The sequence below is a fragment of the Commensalibacter intestini A911 genome (assembly GCF_000231445.1).
Classification (GTDB): domain Bacteria; phylum Pseudomonadota; class Alphaproteobacteria; order Acetobacterales; family Acetobacteraceae; genus Commensalibacter; species Commensalibacter intestini.
Map to the genome: position 1 here is coordinate 405,081 of NZ_AGFR01000007.1, position 16,360 is coordinate 421,440.

General features: G+C 34.6%; 19 protein-coding genes. 2 read left to right on the forward strand and 17 right to left on the reverse strand.

The window, feature by feature from the left end; translation table 11 throughout:
- Positions 1-2: 2 nt before the first annotated feature.
- The 8 genes from CIN_RS06875 to CIN_RS06910 all read right to left on the reverse strand — a co-directional run bounded on the left by CIN_RS06875 (position 3) and on the right by CIN_RS06910 (position 5,474).
- On the reverse strand, positions 3-683 hold the full coding sequence (locus CIN_RS06875; protein ID WP_008854349.1) for a DUF2612 domain-containing protein: 681 nt from the start codon (positions 681-683) through the stop codon (positions 3-5).
- Position 684: 1 nt separating this feature from the next.
- On the reverse strand, positions 685-2,139 hold the full coding sequence (locus CIN_RS06880) for a baseplate J/gp47 family protein (protein WP_040364064.1): 1,455 nt from the start codon (positions 2,137-2,139) through the stop codon (positions 685-687).
- Complete coding sequence (locus CIN_RS06885; protein ID WP_139016969.1) at positions 2,126-2,542, reverse strand: hypothetical protein; 417 nt, start codon at positions 2,540-2,542, stop codon at positions 2,126-2,128. Before CIN_RS06885 ends, CIN_RS06880 begins: the two co-directional genes overlap by 14 nt.
- Before the next feature lie 34 nt (positions 2,543-2,576).
- Positions 2,577-2,759, reverse strand: a complete 183-nt coding sequence (locus CIN_RS06890) for a YqaE/Pmp3 family membrane protein (protein WP_040364065.1) — start codon at positions 2,757-2,759, stop codon at positions 2,577-2,579.
- A 64-nt stretch (positions 2,760-2,823) separates the two neighbouring features.
- Positions 2,824-3,378 (reverse strand): Gp138 family membrane-puncturing spike protein, encoded by a 555-nt coding sequence (locus CIN_RS06895; RefSeq protein ID WP_086632615.1) that lies wholly within the window; start codon positions 3,376-3,378, stop codon positions 2,824-2,826.
- The gene (locus CIN_RS06900) at positions 3,375-4,454 is read right to left on the reverse strand and encodes a baseplate hub protein (RefSeq protein ID WP_008854354.1); all 1,080 of its coding nucleotides are present in this window, start codon (positions 4,452-4,454) and stop codon (positions 3,375-3,377) included. The genes CIN_RS06895 and CIN_RS06900 overlap by 4 nt, the downstream gene beginning before the upstream one ends.
- 4 nt (positions 4,455-4,458) lie before the next feature.
- Positions 4,459-4,776: a phage baseplate plug family protein gene (locus CIN_RS06905; protein ID WP_008854355.1), complete on the reverse strand. Its 318-nt coding sequence runs from the start codon at positions 4,774-4,776 to the stop codon at positions 4,459-4,461.
- A gap of 17 nt (positions 4,777-4,793) precedes the next feature.
- Positions 4,794-5,474, reverse strand: a complete 681-nt coding sequence (locus tag CIN_RS06910) for a phage baseplate protein (protein ID WP_008854356.1) — start codon at positions 5,472-5,474, stop codon at positions 4,794-4,796.
- Between the two features lie 146 nt (positions 5,475-5,620).
- Between CIN_RS06910 and CIN_RS06915 the strand changes: the two genes are divergently transcribed.
- Positions 5,621-6,109, forward strand: a complete 489-nt coding sequence (locus CIN_RS06915) for a hypothetical protein (RefSeq protein WP_040364066.1) — start codon at positions 5,621-5,623, stop codon at positions 6,107-6,109.
- A gap of 146 nt (positions 6,110-6,255) precedes the next feature.
- A complete protein-coding gene (locus CIN_RS06920) occupies positions 6,256-6,804 on the forward strand; it encodes a hypothetical protein (RefSeq protein WP_008854359.1) in 549 nt (182 codons plus the stop codon).
- Here CIN_RS06920 and CIN_RS06925 read toward each other — a convergent pair.
- The 9 genes from CIN_RS06925 to CIN_RS06965 form a co-directional block, all read right to left on the reverse strand.
- A complete protein-coding gene (locus tag CIN_RS06925) occupies positions 6,794-8,869 on the reverse strand; it encodes a hypothetical protein (protein WP_040364068.1) in 2,076 nt (691 codons plus the stop codon). The genes CIN_RS06920 and CIN_RS06925 overlap by 11 nt on opposite strands.
- Positions 8,870-9,016: 147 nt before the next feature.
- Positions 9,017-9,604 carry a hypothetical protein gene (locus CIN_RS06930; RefSeq protein ID WP_008854361.1) on the reverse strand — a complete coding sequence of 196 codons (588 nt, stop codon included), beginning with the start codon at positions 9,602-9,604 and terminating at the stop codon, positions 9,017-9,019.
- Between the two features lie 234 nt (positions 9,605-9,838).
- Positions 9,839-10,354, reverse strand: a complete 516-nt coding sequence (locus CIN_RS06935; RefSeq protein ID WP_008854362.1) for a hypothetical protein — start codon at positions 10,352-10,354, stop codon at positions 9,839-9,841.
- Positions 10,355-10,440: 86 nt separating this feature from the next.
- Entirely contained in the window at positions 10,441-10,959 is a 519-nt protein-coding gene (locus CIN_RS06940) for a phage tail fiber protein (RefSeq protein ID WP_008854363.1), read from the reverse strand.
- Position 10,960: 1 nt separating this feature from the next.
- Positions 10,961-12,505: a DUF3383 family protein gene (locus CIN_RS06945; protein WP_008854364.1), complete on the reverse strand. Its 1,545-nt coding sequence runs from the start codon at positions 12,503-12,505 to the stop codon at positions 10,961-10,963.
- Positions 12,506-13,070: 565 nt separating this feature from the next.
- A complete protein-coding gene (locus CIN_RS06950; protein WP_008854366.1) occupies positions 13,071-13,427 on the reverse strand; it encodes a hypothetical protein in 357 nt (118 codons plus the stop codon).
- 209 nt (positions 13,428-13,636) lie between these two features.
- Positions 13,637-14,413: a LysM peptidoglycan-binding domain-containing protein gene (locus tag CIN_RS06955; RefSeq protein WP_008854367.1), complete on the reverse strand. Its 777-nt coding sequence runs from the start codon at positions 14,411-14,413 to the stop codon at positions 13,637-13,639.
- Between the two features lie 221 nt (positions 14,414-14,634).
- Positions 14,635-15,780, reverse strand: a complete 1,146-nt coding sequence (locus CIN_RS06960; RefSeq protein ID WP_008854368.1) for a hypothetical protein — start codon at positions 15,778-15,780, stop codon at positions 14,635-14,637.
- Positions 15,781-15,813: 33 nt separating this feature from the next.
- A complete protein-coding gene (locus CIN_RS06965; RefSeq protein ID WP_050798381.1) occupies positions 15,814-16,224 on the reverse strand; it encodes a hypothetical protein in 411 nt (136 codons plus the stop codon).
- Positions 16,225-16,360 lie beyond the last annotated feature (136 nt).

Here is a 16,360-nt window from a genome sequence, read left to right on the forward strand (position 1 = left end):
AATTATCTTGGACATAAATAAAACGTTGATTTTTTTTTGCAACATATACCCCTACATTTTCTGATAATTTTACGAGTGCTATCTCTACAATCACTACAACAACATGTTTTATCGACAAATAAAGACATCAATAAAAAATTAATGCTGGAAATACTATAATCACTAATATTCGCATATGCTTTGGCTAGAATTAATTTACGGAAATCATCATCATCAAATTTAACCTCCTCCATTAAATCGATGCCATCTCCATCTTGTCCTTGAAGGTCTCGAAACATACCAACAGCCGTATCATATTGATCTGCAGGCAGGTTTTTATCATATCCATCATCATAATAAGGTCGGGCAATTAACAAAGTTTCCTCATTGAATCCCCAGAAAAATCCCATAAAAGACCTTACTGTACGAGTGACACCTACAATACGTCCCCAAATATCCAGTCCAAATCCCTCTGCAGTATTAATATTCCAAACAATACGATAAAAATCATCGAAAAAACCACAAACCTTGATCTCACTATCAATCCCATCTAATAATGAAAGCATTACGGTTGAATTTGCATATTGTGCAATGACCGTTTTTTTATAGTCTAAACAAGATGGACCCGCTGTTTGATCTATTTGTTGATCGGTATTACAGTTACAATGATTACAACATTCTTCTTGCTCTATATCTTCATCCATTCTATGCTCCTGTCGTATCATTCATAAAGTTCACAGTAATATTATCTAAATCCAAGACAGGCATTTGATTAATAGCGACTTGGACTTTATTTTTATCTACAACACCATTTAATCCGACTTTTAAACAAATAACTTTTGCCCATTCCCCCAAAGACTGCACAGCACAATAAAATTGTGAAGCGAAAATTTGACTACCAATTCTTGGTTTTTTCGAACCATCCTGTCCTGTAAAAACTTCATATATTTTATTTTTAATCAATGTTACAGGATCTCCAACAATTGGCTTTGAATCCTCCATCATTACCTTGATATAGACATCTTTTTTTTCTGCGTAATCAAAACTAATTTTGTATTGAGGTGCTCTAGAATTACAATATAAACAATTACCATCACTATCTGTGGTATCGTCAGTAACCAAAACTGTTTCATTACCCACCAAAGCACAGCCAGGTGTTTTATTTTTCCAAATTACTTTGGCAATTTGCTCTGATGGTGTTTCTTTGCTAGTCGTAGTCGATTGCTTTGTTTGAGCGCGAAGATAAACACAAACGTAAATACTATGAGCCAATAATTCAAATGAAAGTTTGTTTGGATTACTATCTATCTTATCTATATTGTCTGCAGTATAATTTTCAATAACATAAGCATCTTCTATAATATCTAATGTTAATAAAGATGCCATAATACTATCAACACTATTCTTAGAATTTCTAGCTACAGATTGTCTACGTCTTTGTTCAAACTGTGCTTGACTTTCATCGGCAATCCCAACAGTTCCATCATTTAAATTCGTAACAGATTCCCAACCTGCAATTACTTGATATCGCTCGGTCAAAGATCCAGCTGGACAAGTAATGATACCTTTCTCTAGACATCGAAACATAATATCAACATAAGTTGTTGTTTTGGTTTTAGCTATCTTACCCTCGGTATCCTCACTTACGATATTACCGTCTTTATCAACATATACAATGTTACCATTTTTATCTAAAATGGTTTCGATGAGTTCTTGATTAATAACAGCTGAATCTGTAGATTCATAGACATTCCCTTGCTGATCTTTAACTTTTGTATACTGAGGAATGACAGTGCTCTTTGCCCCAAAACATCTACCAACTACGGTTGTTTTTGTTGCCTTTTTCCGTTCAATAAAGTAAATACGCCCAATTCCATCTTGCATACGCCCTACAGCATAGTTCGGATCGACTTGGTTTACATAATAAGCCAATAAGCGATTACGATCTGAAATCATCGCTGCTATAGAAGTGACAAGCTGCCCTTGTGGCGTGGAAAGTAAAAAGTTATTATTTGAATCTTTTTGAAAGGTTAATTTACCATCAAATGCATTTTGGAAATCTTGTATAACACCGTCCAAAATATTTTTTTCTGTAGGAAGGCTTATACCACTACTACTCAACTCTAATTTAGGTATATGCGTTTCATTAGTAGACGACATTGACTGTTTCTCCATCCTTACTGGTTATAAAAATATTTCCATGCAAAGTTCGCGAACTATCAACATACATATCAATATCGCTACTCCTTACATTATTAACACCATTGACACGATCTAATAAGATATTACGGATCAATCCTAAATTACTGTTAGTACCCAGGATTTGTGCAAAATGCGGTGTTCCTTGGGTTAAGTCGTACCACCCTTCGCCTGCAAATAATTTAATTTCATTGGCGGCCTGCTGTGCAATAGAGTAAGCACCTTCACAAACAGCAATATTGCCATTGATATCCACCTTTAAATCCCAAGCTACGACTTTTGATTTTGGTCCTGCTTGCTCTACATCTTCATCCGTTGTTAATAATAAATCCATTATTTTTACCCAATAAAAAAGCCACCTCAATGGGTGGCTTGTTATTCTCATATTCTCAATAAACTTATTGATATTTATTTATTTTTTGATCAGTTCGCCAATTACTTAACGCATACACACCCCAAATCGCCGCGGGGATCCAACCAATTATTGTAATTTGCAACAATAAGCAAAAAAGCCCTTGAAAAGGCTTCCCAATTGTAAAAAACACCGTAAATGGCAACAAAAGAGCCAGTAGTAATCTCATTATATTTTCCTTATTGACATAATATTATACTTTTAAATGGTATCTTAAAGTATAAAAATCAATATTACTTTGGAGGTAATATTGTTCCTTTATCATACTTATGTGTATGCTTTAAAAAAGAAATACCACCAATTGTTGCATCAGAACTAATCGTCACATTTCCTGTAAGTTTAATTTCCTTTGCTTTTACCTCTACTGTATCTCCAGTAATTTTAATATATGTCGTTGGTTCATCATACAATAAAGAAGCAATATACATCCCATCAGACATGGAGTGTTTACGTAAACTTGCAGGCTTTGCTTTTCCTTTACTTTGCACCACATCAGAAATGTCTCGAGAAGCAAACACAACTAATCCTTTATCTCCAGCTTTTGGTTCAATAATCAACCCATAGTCTCCACCTTGCAAACGAGCATAAGGAATAGCAGTAATCGGCGCATGCTCAACAGCATTCCCTGCATTATCCAGCATATCCACCATTGGCATGACATCTACAGTATGGTTCTCATAGACTTGCAACACAGTGACCGGCATTGCTGTAGAGATTTGACTTAATGCATTGTCAATAACTCCCACCAATGTATTAAGACTACTATTCCCTTTATTCGGATTCATCATTTCTGTTTACTCAACTTTTCTTTTTCTTCTTCAGATATTTTTGACAATCCAATCGTCGTTGTCCAAGCCCCGTTCGGTGTCAAACAAGACAATTCATGTTGCATAGAAATCATGTATTTCCATAAACCACACGCTGGCGTATATACGGATTCAACCTGGATTTCTTCGCCATATAATAAATCTCTTGTAAAGATAGAACGCACCGTAATGCCATCATTTGCATACGTTGGATACCCAACCATCCCTGTCTTATTAGAAAAAACTCTAGTTTTCATTGCTTTACTCTGATCTTCACTAATTGCTGATTTAGCTATTGCTTCATTCAAAGACAAATTCATTGGCCAAATATAAACAACACCATTTTGTATACTAAATCGAATATGAGCATCACTCGCACATTGTCGAATTTGACTAATCACATCTCCACTATAATTCGAACCATTTAACGTTGCTGTGACACTGTAGTTTTTAAAAATAAGATATAATGGATTATCTGATGTCAAAGATAGTTTCTTATTATAATCCTCAATAATAGACTGAATAATTGCAGCAGCAGATACTTTCCCCCTAAAAGACAAAGACTTTGCCGCATGTAAATTTAACCCTCCCAAAGCCATTGCTCTGACATGGAATATCACATCTGGAGAAGAACCATAATCTGTATAAGCAACACTGATCCCTCCTTCAAATATCTTTGTAAAAACTGGTTTTTCTAAACTTCCATAATCCGTACTGGCATAAACAATCAACTGGTTACCATAACCTGTATTATTTTTCTGATACTGTCCCAATGTTGTCAGTTTATTTGCCAATGCTTCATCCATATTATAGATAGTACATTCACACTCTGGTAAACTTGAACCACCTGTATAACTGATCGAAGCTGTCGCACGAAGATTTTGAACTACCGCTTTTTGCGCTGTATCCTTAGATCCAGTTACGGCAAAATAAATTGGCTTATTATCCTTATCAACACCTGCGATAAATTCGAATTTTAAATAACGTTTTGTGAAAGATCGATGAAGTATATTTGGTTTAATCATAATATACTGTAAACTTGTGCTATCATCTGCCATTACATTACATTCCTATGCCATCGTCATCGTCTTCTGCCAAGTAATATAGTAAATATCGTGTACCAAATCCTGTATAAACAGGATGATTAAATCCCTCTTGATCTACGAACATGAGGTCCCCTGGAAAATTTAAATATGCAGAACGCACCAAACGTACACGATCTAAACATAATATTCCTGTTAATACAGGGTCAATTCCATCATAAATATCCAATAAAACTCCGGCCTCACCTTTATCAAACAAGCGAAAACTATATAATTTTCCGCCTAAACTAGATGAAAATTCTTGAGCGTCTATAGCATTAAGAGAGATAATTTTCATGATCGTTATTCTTCTTTTTATTGTTTTTTACTTGCTGCTTGTATTTGCGTGCCTGTTGCTGTTGATGTTTCTACTTCTCCTTGAGCCAGAGGATCATTATAGGTAGTCTGTGCACCAACCAACTCCACTGAATTATAAGAAAGGAGTATTTCTTGAAACGTAATCTGATACTGTATCAATTGAGTGCCTTGACTAGCACTACGATTAACCGAGTAACCTATAATTTTAATATTTTTTATTGCACGTTCTGAAGTATGTAACTCATAGAGCTCTAAACTTTTTTGTGCTGCCTGCAAAGCTTCTTCAAATTTCTTGCGCTGCTTTTCAGTTCCTGTTGAAACATAAGTGACCTGTCCTTGGCAAGCTTGCTCAACCAAATTATAAGCCATTGTTTTTCCAGGAATTTGTTTTCCGTCTGCTGTTTTAGCACTTTCTACAGGAGCCGTCGTGACATTATAATTTTTATTATAATTAAAAGCAGTAACACCACTTTCCACAACAGAGTCACCCCCTAAAAAAGTGAATGTTTTATTAAATATACTGATTTCTGTTTTATCTAACGCGACTTCATAAAAAGCATTTCCTTGGGAATCAAAAATACCAAAACGAGAGTTAGAATTAATCAGCTGAGTCAGTGCTTTCCACCCCGCACTTTGCGCAGAAGAAGCCAGCACATTCCCCACCCCTATTTTTGCCATATGGCCCTCCATAAAAAAAGCACCGATAACGGTGCCTGCTTACTTAATGTATTGTTTGCTAAAAGATGAAAAAATTGAAATTATTTTGTATTTATTAAAAGTATGATAAGTGAACACCAATGACTTTACTTTAAGGGGTTTATATCATGAAAAAGACTTTATTAACCTTAACTATATTTCTTCTTCCCTTGACCGCTCAAGCCAAGGACACACAAAAATATATGCCTCCTGAACTAGTCGATCAAGCCGTTACCCTATTTGCACCAGATTATTGTCCGCCTAATTCCCAAGGCGGTAGGGTCAGAGGAATTGTAAAATCTATTGCTGAATGTTACCAACAAGTTCCCATCGAAAACCCCATTATGGATGTTTGTCTGATGGTGGATGGTTACACCATGTCTATAGTAAATACTGAACGAAAAGACAGCCGTGCACATGGAGAATCAAGACCCTATAAAGAAATTCCTTTTTTAGAAAGAGATGCTTTTACTGAACGTTTTGTAAAAATCACCTCAACCTCACCTCGTTATGAACATGTTGGGAATCTATATATTTATTTTGATAAAGCAACAAATTTATTTGTCGAACAAATAGCTAAAGAATGTCAAAACCCGAAATACAGTGCTAAACCATAGTCATTTGGGTTGCATGTGTACTGGGCACCGATTTCCTGTGTCCAAAAGATGCTTGTTTAACTTTGTTATAAACAATCTCTGCCACACGCATTGGATCCGCATTGGCAGGCCTTACATTAATCACCGTATGATATTGTTAATTGTTCATGATGAAATACAATGATAATGATATCTTTATCACTATTCTTCATGCTCAAGGATCAACAATGAAAAAAATATTCCTTATCCTTACCGTAATAGCTCTTCCCTTGACCGCTCAAGCCAAAGACATACAAAAATACATGCCTCCTGAACTGGTCGATCAAGCCGTTACCCTATTTGCACCAGATTATTGTCCACCCAATTCCCAAGGTGGTGGGGTCAGAGGAATTGTAAAATCTATTGCTGAATGTTACCAACAAGTTCCCATCGAAAACCCCATTATGGATGTTTGTCTGATGGTGGATGGTATTACAATATCCATGAAAAATACTGAACAAAAAAAATATATTGCCTTAGGAAAGGCTTCTCCATATGAAGATATCTCTTTTTTAAATAATAATATTTTTATACAACGTTTTACAAAAATTACCGCCACGTCCCCCCGTTATGAACATGTTGGTAATCTTATTATATATTTTCAAAAAGCATCCAACTTGTATTTAGAAAAAATGAGCAAAGAATGTCAAAACCCGAAATACAGTGCTAAACCATAGTCATTTGGGTTGCATGTGTACTGGGCACCGATTTGCTGTGTCCAAAAGATGCTTGTTTAACTTTGTTATAAACAATCTCTGCCACACGCATTGGATCCGCATTGGCAGGCGTTACATTAATCACCGTATGATATTGTTGATTATTAATTTCCTGTGATAATTTAGAAGCCTGCCCAGCATGTTGCATGTCCATTGCTAAATTCCGTGTCCTAAATGCCCCATTATTCATACCAGACTGATCAAAACGAGGTATCCCTAGTCTGTAACCCGCTTTTACAACCAAACCTGCTATTTCTGGATTAGCACCCCCTAAAATAGGATTATAATTTGATGCTTGCTGATTAAGTGCAACATTGCGTTTTTTATTAGCATAATCATTGTTCGCAATTATTTGTTTATTACCAGGCAAAAGCAAAGGTGTAGGCACATTCCGTAATGAAGGCACATACCTCTTAAGAATTATAATAAATATAGTCTCTAGATCCTCTAGAAGCTTTTTTTGTACAGATGGATCTTTTAATTTTTTTTCTATATTTGTCGCAGCATCCTTTACCTTAGAAACAGCCTTTTCTGCAGCACCCTTAACAGGCGATGGAATATAATCTGAACCATGCTTTTTTGCATTAACCGTACTTTTTACAATTGCCCCACCTCTTGTCAACGCGGTCTGTTGCTTTTGTAACCTTTCGACAAAATTGGTTTCATGTTCTGGCGTTTTTGACACAGCCGCGGTTGCTGCTGCCACCCCAAATTTTGTAATATCCCCCGCCATAGAGCCTTTATTTCCAGTAACTTGTGCAGGATCAGGACCAGAATCATCTGAAGAAGACGGTGGCGCAGGAGGACGGTTTTGTTTCACTCTTTTGGGCCCACTCGGTTTCCAATCAGAATTATTCGGATAGAATGCCTCTTTCGCAGCACCCACCCCCTTATAGGCCTTATAGGCAAATTCCAGCCATTTTGTCCCTTCTGACATCACGGCTGCCCCCCCTTGAATTTTACCAATTTCATCAGGATATTTATTTAATGCAGCATTGATTAACCCTGCCACATTACTGACAATTGGTTGTATAAATGGAATGGATATCCCACCACTGACCGACTCATGACTATTTATTGCCTGAGTTTTTATATCAACATAATGCTGAGCTGCTGGCATCCCTTGATCTTGTCGATCCGCATTCACCGCCTCCTCTGCTTCAATGGCTTTTGCATTTGGATCGGTAATCACAGCATAAACTTTAACCGCAATTTTCTCTCCAACAATCGCATCTAAATGCGCCTTAATTAAATCTGGATCAACTTTGTTGGCTTGAGCACGTTTAATCGCGGCCTCCAGTTGATGTTGACGATCCAAAGCACCATAACGTTTACCATTGGCATCAGATGTTTTATTTAGCTCTCCATTATATCGTGCAAAAAACTGATAATCTTTATCTTTTGCTACTTTTTCAGGATCCAGTTTTAATGCGGTTGTCAAACCAGATAATTTCTTTTGTAATTCAATAAAATCATCATCACTGGTTCCCTTACGTCGATAAATATTTCGCAAGAGAACAATATCTCTTGATTCTTCACCTTCAATTTTTGACAATTGCTTTATATCTGACATTCTGTCAGATAATTGAAATGCCGTTTTAATCGAAAAAGTTGCGTCAACAAATGTCTTCAAAGAAGATGTAAATCCTGAGATCGCCTCTCTTTGCTCCTTGGTCATTCCATCCCACAACTGCACCAAGCGTTCAATACGTTTAGATTGCTCCACATATAAATTTAAAGGATTCAATCCATATTTTTTGACCCCTTGATAAAAACCTTTTCCTACATCAAATGTATTAAAATCAGGAAGCATTATATTTTGAGACGCCTGAGGCATATTCAATTTATTAGCAGCCATATCTACTAAATTATTATAAACAAGACTTATATCTCTATAACGATTTATAAATTTTAAATTAAACATACCATATACACTATCACGAACCCGACTTCTCATTGCTCCAGACAAAGAAGGTATTTGATAGTTTGTATCTGTTGGATTGTTTTGTTCTAGAATATTAACCATGTTTTGCATTCCTTATACTATTCTCTAGCATTACACACTCATTATAATTATTTATTAAAACAATCTCTAAAAAGTCATATAAATCCTGAACCCCATAAATAGTTTTCAATTCATTCAATGTCGCAAAACCGGAGCTAACAACTTGTCCTATAGCTTGGGGGACGTTGGGGGTGTATCGGATGACTGATCTATCTGTGAGTCCATTTGACTGATTAATCGGCTCAAGTGACGCTTGGCGCCGTTGGTAAAAAAATCAGTGTGAAGTTTAAATGCCTCCCGTTTTAAGCCAAAAATAGTAGAAGCCTCTTCAATATATTGCGTTGGATTATTTAAAACTGGCTCTGTCATTTGAGTTTGTCCTGGATTTAAATAAATCGAACAACATTGCAGCAAAGGATCACTTACCACACGCAACTCATCATATGGTAACTGGAAAAACATTGATGCAAAATATATCGCTAAACTTTCCGTCGCTTGATTAATTGCAGCTTTTCCTTCTTCACGATCTTCCACAACTTCCTCAAGAGATTTGTCTTCGTTCACTTGTTGAACATAAGAATAAACAAGCGGTAATAATACTGCTAAATCTTGAGAGGTCGCATTTCGTAAAATCGCATTAATCGCACGTTCTGCCCATTCTTCAGTATCAAATGCTGACATTTCCGTAACTTTAAAGAGCTTGCCTTGGTCTCTTCCTTTTTCTTCAATCTTAATATCAATCGAACGACGAGCCATCTATATTTCTCCAATAAAAAAGGCACCTGTTACAGTGCCTGTTAGTGTTTGATTTTAAATTGTTTTCAGTTTATTATTGTTCTAGTTTTGATCTTGAATAGGATTATAATTAATGAACGATAAAGCTAGTAATACAAGCAATAGCTCACCTCCACGCAAAGGAAGTGATTTAATGAAAAATGTTAAAAGATCTAATATTGTGAAAGATCCAAGTATACGTGCTGCTGATTCTGCTTACACACATAAAACTACACAAAAAGAAAAATTAAAAACCATTATTACTAAAGAAAGTGGAGTTAAACAAAAAAGAACCCATGCTAACTTCATAAAACGTTGAGTTCTTTGATAATATATTATATTTTCTTCGATCGTACAAAAGTGCGCATCTAGTTGCACTTTTAAAGTTTCAATTTGTGAGTCTTGATAAAAATCATCAAAATATTTTTTACGATAATCCAGCTTTCTCCATTTTTTAGAAAAAAGAACTACTACACAACAAATTGCAGTAAGTATTAATAACGTTGATATAACACCTAATGATATACTAAAAATTATATTATGCTTCAAAATACTTGCAGCACAGGCTGTAATACTCGCAACAGATAAAGTTATTACCCAACTTAATAAAGAAGTTGCTCTTGCCTTGAGAGTTTCTATATCTTTCTCATACCCATCCAAAGTTTCCTTTGTTCTTTGAACAAAAAAATCAATAAACCAAAGTTCATAATCACTATTATTATCTGTCATCATATTCCTTAGCTGTTTTTTAGAATTTATATCATATCTAACTGAAAAATTGATAGTAAATAGGAAATATATCCTATTTACTTAAAATCTTATGCTTCTAATGTTTCATCCACAGATTCAAAGCGGAATTTACAAGCAATGGGTTGTAAGATTTTTGCATGCGTTGGAATTGATTGCCATTCCAACCAATATCCATTATTCAACGCAAATGTTTTTCCTTGTGAAGGAACAATCATTGTACCGTTAAATTTCATCGTTTCACGTTGAACTTGCATAACTTTTGCCAATGCTTGCAAAGTTGCCAATGAATCAGACGCTGCAATAAAGGTAATAGTTAGTTCAACTGTATTCGCAGTTGCTAAGTATCCACCATATAAATTGCCTTCCATTGAAGTTGCTGTTTCAACCATCGTTTGATGAGAAAAGCTAAATGGATTATCAGAAGTCATCCCTTCTAGGCTTAGCGGAACCCCTACTAAAGGAGAAACAAATCCTGTTGCTGTTGAACCAAGTCCTACTGCATCTGCTGCGGTTGTATTTGTCCATGGATTAGACGCAATTAAAGTTAATTTCGTGTTAATTGCGGTAATTGTTCTATTTGCTACCATTTTACTGAATCTCGATACTGTTCATGTTAATTTGTTGGACGGATTGACCATCGGTATACCAAAAATTAATTGGTGGAGACCCACGTTGTACGCGAGTTTGTGGTGTAACACGTTCCATATCTACTTTGAGATAGTAACCAACCGTCGTAATATTGTTAATTTGAGATTGATTTAAACCTGCTTGTTTAAGCTGTTGAACTTGCTCATCAGCGAGAGTAATCCCTGGACGAATAGCACCAAAACTTAAATATTGATCAATTGCTGGCTTAATTGCTGTGGTGAGAATACCTTTACCATCTGTGTTATAAGGAATTTGTCCCCTGGCAAGTAATGTCATAATAAAATAATATTGAAATTGACGACGCATCCAAACTTGACAGAACCAGCTGTCTAACCATACATATTGTCCAGAAATTTTACCTTCATACATAAATGTAAAATTACTTGTAGAAGACGCCCAAACACCGTAAAAATTATATCCATTGTCTCTCAAATTATTAGCTTGCTCTTCATCAGTAATATTTGCTTTTAATAAAGAGTTACGTCGGAAAGCTGCTGTAAAACGACCATCTGATTTCGTCAAATCCCAAGCTGCAGGATATCCTGCAATAAAGGCACAAAGCTCTAAATTATTATAAACAGATACTACACCTTCATAATTATTATCTTTGACTACTTTGGCAAAAGCTGTTTTTGAATCTTTTTTATATGCCTCTGGATTTTGATCATTTAAAATAACACAAACATCATCTTGCGTAGAATTAGCCCACTTGGCGAACTCTAGCTTTTCATTGATATCTGCATGCCATGTTAAAAATACAGAACAAAAAGAGAGATTTTGTTGGCGCAATCTATCCAATAATTTTGTAATGGTAGAAATATCTTCAGAAATGGATGCTTGTGCCCCAGTCTCAGTTGTTAAATATAATGCTTTTGCTAATGCACCAGAAGCACTAATTTTTATAGCATCTTTTACTGAACCACTCTGTTCATTTTTAGATAGCTCATGGCTAATCACCATAGAACTACTCATCACCGAAAAAGTAACTGATGCAACGGCACTACCTGATGTAGATGATGCGTTTTTACTACTTTTCTTTCCAAATAATGCTACATTTATTTTACTTGCAGCACCACTGAAACTGGTTACATCACCTAAATCAATAGTTTCAGGCCCGTAAATTGTCTTATCAACGGTTACAGTGATATCACCAGATAAACTACGTAGTTCATCTAATGTCATATTTCCTAAACTTCCACCGATTAAACTTACAGGAACATTTTTATAATATGGCGCAATATATAATTGTGCTGCAACACGATCAGAGTTCGTAAAGCCAGAAAAATATACACTCGCTAAACTATATTCTGTAGATTCATCACCAAAAAGCTTACGAACTTGATCTGCACTCGTAAACGCCGAAATATGACCTGCAGCAAGTCCTGTTGTGTCTGTTAGCATTAACCCAAAAAGGTTATTTCCATTATTCCCAACACCTAGTACACTAGGCTTAATATTTACGATATTATTTAAAGGTATAGACATAAAATTCTTAATCCTTACTTTATTTTGGATTGTTATTTAAATTTAAAAAAGGACATACAAATGGTGTCCTTTGCTTTTAACAGCTATATTTTTCGCCATTACTAAACGATTATTTCAATAAAAAAGGCACCTTAAATCAAGGTGCCTTTTATTAATTCATTTTAACCATATTTTAATTAAAAGTCAGACAATGTAACTCTTTTCTATTTATTAGTATCAAAACAAACATAATGATAATTTATATTATCTTTAAACTCACCTGCAATATAAGCTGCTGTGGATGCACTAGTTTTGAAAGATTTCCTTGGAAAATAAGAGCAAATATTTTTTGAGTTGTAGTAATCCTACCTTCAAATCTATATTAATTAAATCTATCACTTGCATTATCGTAAGGAACACCTAATCAATGATGATGGTTGATAATATTCAACATATTCCTCGTAAACTACTACCATATACACTTGATGCCATAATATCATGTTTACTAACATTTAATTCTGCAACGCCATTAGACTTGTAATTACCCTTAACATTCCTTTTAAATTATATGATTTGTTTAATAAACTTAATTAATTTTCTCTTGATTGGCCATATTCAGATATTTTTGTACTTGTACATAATATGAGAATGCTGCACATACGAAAGACAAAGAGGGCGTTAAAGTGAATAGACAAGCAAAAGTAGTTAATACAATTTCATCAGAAGAACTATTTTTAATTGTTAAAAAATAATAATAAGCAATTCCCCAGCCCACACTCCAAATGACAACTAAAGTTATTAAAGCAAGTAATCTAGGTATATTAATATTAATTAAACGAGACGCTTCAGATACAGCCGTGAATAGTGCAATCACAGCAACTATCGCAATAATCAATCCGAAAGCACCAACCAAACCTGCTTTAAAAAAAATAATTAAACTCATAACAAAACCTTTTATTAAAAGCTATTTTATAGATTAATAATTAATCAAATTACTCTAATTGACATACCTTTACAATAACTCCAAGTATTTGATCATACAACTCTCTTTGACCTACTATGTCTAAATCTAATACTATCTGATTAACATTATTTTTTTTGAATCTTTGACGTTTAAATATTTTCATCTTAAACATAGCATATCTCTATTAATTATTGGCGATTGATCTCTGTGTAAGCATACTTCAGCTTTTTCATATATCGACGATCCCCCTCAGCATTATATTTTTTGGTAATGCTTAAAAAATTCATCGAATACCATCCCAATACTGTTTTCCGTATTTTGGCTTTTTTATATTTAAGCAGTAATCCTGCTTGTAAATGTTGTATATTTATTTGAGGATTAAATTGTTTTAAAATATTAACTGTTGTCCCATTAGCCGCTGCAATTTTATTAATATTATCACCAAATTTTACAGTGATTTTATAATCTTTTTCATCAAAATCAACTACAGTTCTATATCCAAATTTAGCGTGACGCATTAATAAATACGCCACTCCTGCTTGAATATTTAATTGTGGATCATGGCGTATTTTCTCTTTATTTTTCCAAGTTAAATTTGCAGTATATTCAGGAGGAATAATTAACTCAGCACCTTCACTTTGAATATGCACTTTTCCATTTTTTAACCGTGTTTTTTTTAGATGTAATACTGCTTGTAATCCAGGATCGCCAATATTTCCAATCTGCATAGGGCGAAAACGCCATGCAGAACGCTTATGCCCGCTCTCTACCCATATCATTGCTTTAATAACACGCCAGTCTAAGTTCTGATAATGTGACGCTGGATATTTTTTGCTAAGATAACGATTAAATGTTCCGACAATATGACGAATATCAGCATCATACTGATTTCTAATATCACTTTGTTGATCCATACGATCTGGCAAATCGATATGATATGTAGCAGGCATGCCATCATAAGACATGTCCAAACTCTTTTTTAAATATAAAATTGAATTAATTTTAAACAATAAAAAAGGCCTTTGGCTGATTTTGGATACTGCCTAAAGACCTTACTTAAAGTTGGTTTTTACAATTTTTATATAGAAAAACCATTCTATAATTAATCTATCATCTTTATACAAAAAAGACAACTCCACATCATAGAAAGTTGTGTTTTTATGATATGGTATATTTGTTTAAGATATTAATCTGGAATAAAAGAAAAACCTGCTTGTCCTTCTTCATTCAAAGGGTCAGTAATCCCATGAACATTACTATTAACAAAAGCTTGTGCTACACAATCCCCATCTTCCACATGAATAGGTAAGTTACCATTCCCCGTCATTTGTGTTAATGCAGCATTTATTCCACTACCTTTAAGCGTTTTTTCTGCGATGACTGTTGATGTGTCCAATGATGTACTATCTATAAAACTATTTGTATCTTGCCACCTAAATCTACTTAAACGATGCTTAGGGAATGCTTTTTCACAACTACCATTTTTATAAACAATAATTTTACTTTGAACCACCCAATCCTTGAGATTTGGGTAATTAACATTAAGAACACCTACTCCACCAAAAACAGACATAATTGTTCCTGGTGGTAGTGTTTGATTTGCAGAGTTACCATCCTTTAAAACAGGGTACACTGTATATCCTGTATCAGGGGCCCCCCACAAATTTTCTACATCTAAACTTTTTTTCTGAATATTTGGATTATAATTAGAAGCCGATGTTTTATATTTAATTTCTAAATCAGCTGTAATAGTATAAGGTTTACTTTGCCAGTCCCATCCATCAAATTTTAAAAACATACATTTATCTTCCCCAAGATTTAATGGTAACCCTTGAGCCATAGTGTAATCAATATCAAGTGTTTTATCACCTACATTAGTCTGTTTCATAATTTGTGAAAAATAAGATGTAAATTTACTTGTATCATAGAGATTAAATGTGCTGGGATTAATAGTTTCCCCCATTTTTGGACAATAATCAGAGCTAGAAGAAAACATTTCTAATAATGCAACCGCATCTTTCTTCTCATCAGGACTTTCACCAACAGTAGTAGCTGTAATTGTCCCTGTCACACCAACAAACTCAGCACCATTAGGCACGCTCTTTGGTAAATTAAAAGGCATTAATACTATTGGTGCCTTATTTGAATCGTAATTCTCCTTTGTCCATTGCAAATGAACAGGAAATACCTGATAATCTGATCTTAACTCTTTATGTTCATATTCCACTGTTACGTGGGCATATGCCAATCGTGGTTTTACCTCTGCATGTGCAGACAGCATAATTCCAAAGCCAAATGCCAATAAAGGCACTGCATATAAATATTTTTTCACTATAATATCCTTATTATATAAATTAGTTTTAAATTAAACATAGTCTTCTATCGAAGCATCATCATCTTCTGGTTTATCTAACTGTGCGACGACAGCAACCTTACACCAATCAGAATTTTCCCATGCTTCTAATCTTTGAACGATTAGCCAACGCCGACCGTAAAATTCTAATAAATCACCACCTGCACCACGTACGCGATCAATACCAAAAGCCTGACCGTTGACGTAAACAACTTTACGTTCACCTTGCTGATTTAAAAAATGGGAGTGGCTTAGTTTATCTCCAGGAACAGACTGAATTTGCAACTCAACTTGAATAGGGTCCTCGTAAAGGGGGTTTTGTTGCGTTCCTTCCAACACATAACCCTTGGATCGATATAAAGATCCTGTAATATTAGGATTAACTACCCCAATCATTCCTCTTACCAAGTCATGAATTTTCATGATTTTATACCTTTTTATTTCTTAAAATCATCACATCTTATTAAAAAATCCAGCATCATTTCAAAATAAGAGAAATCCTTATGAATAATTAAATTTATAAGAATTATTTTATTAATTAATAAAATTTTTTATATAA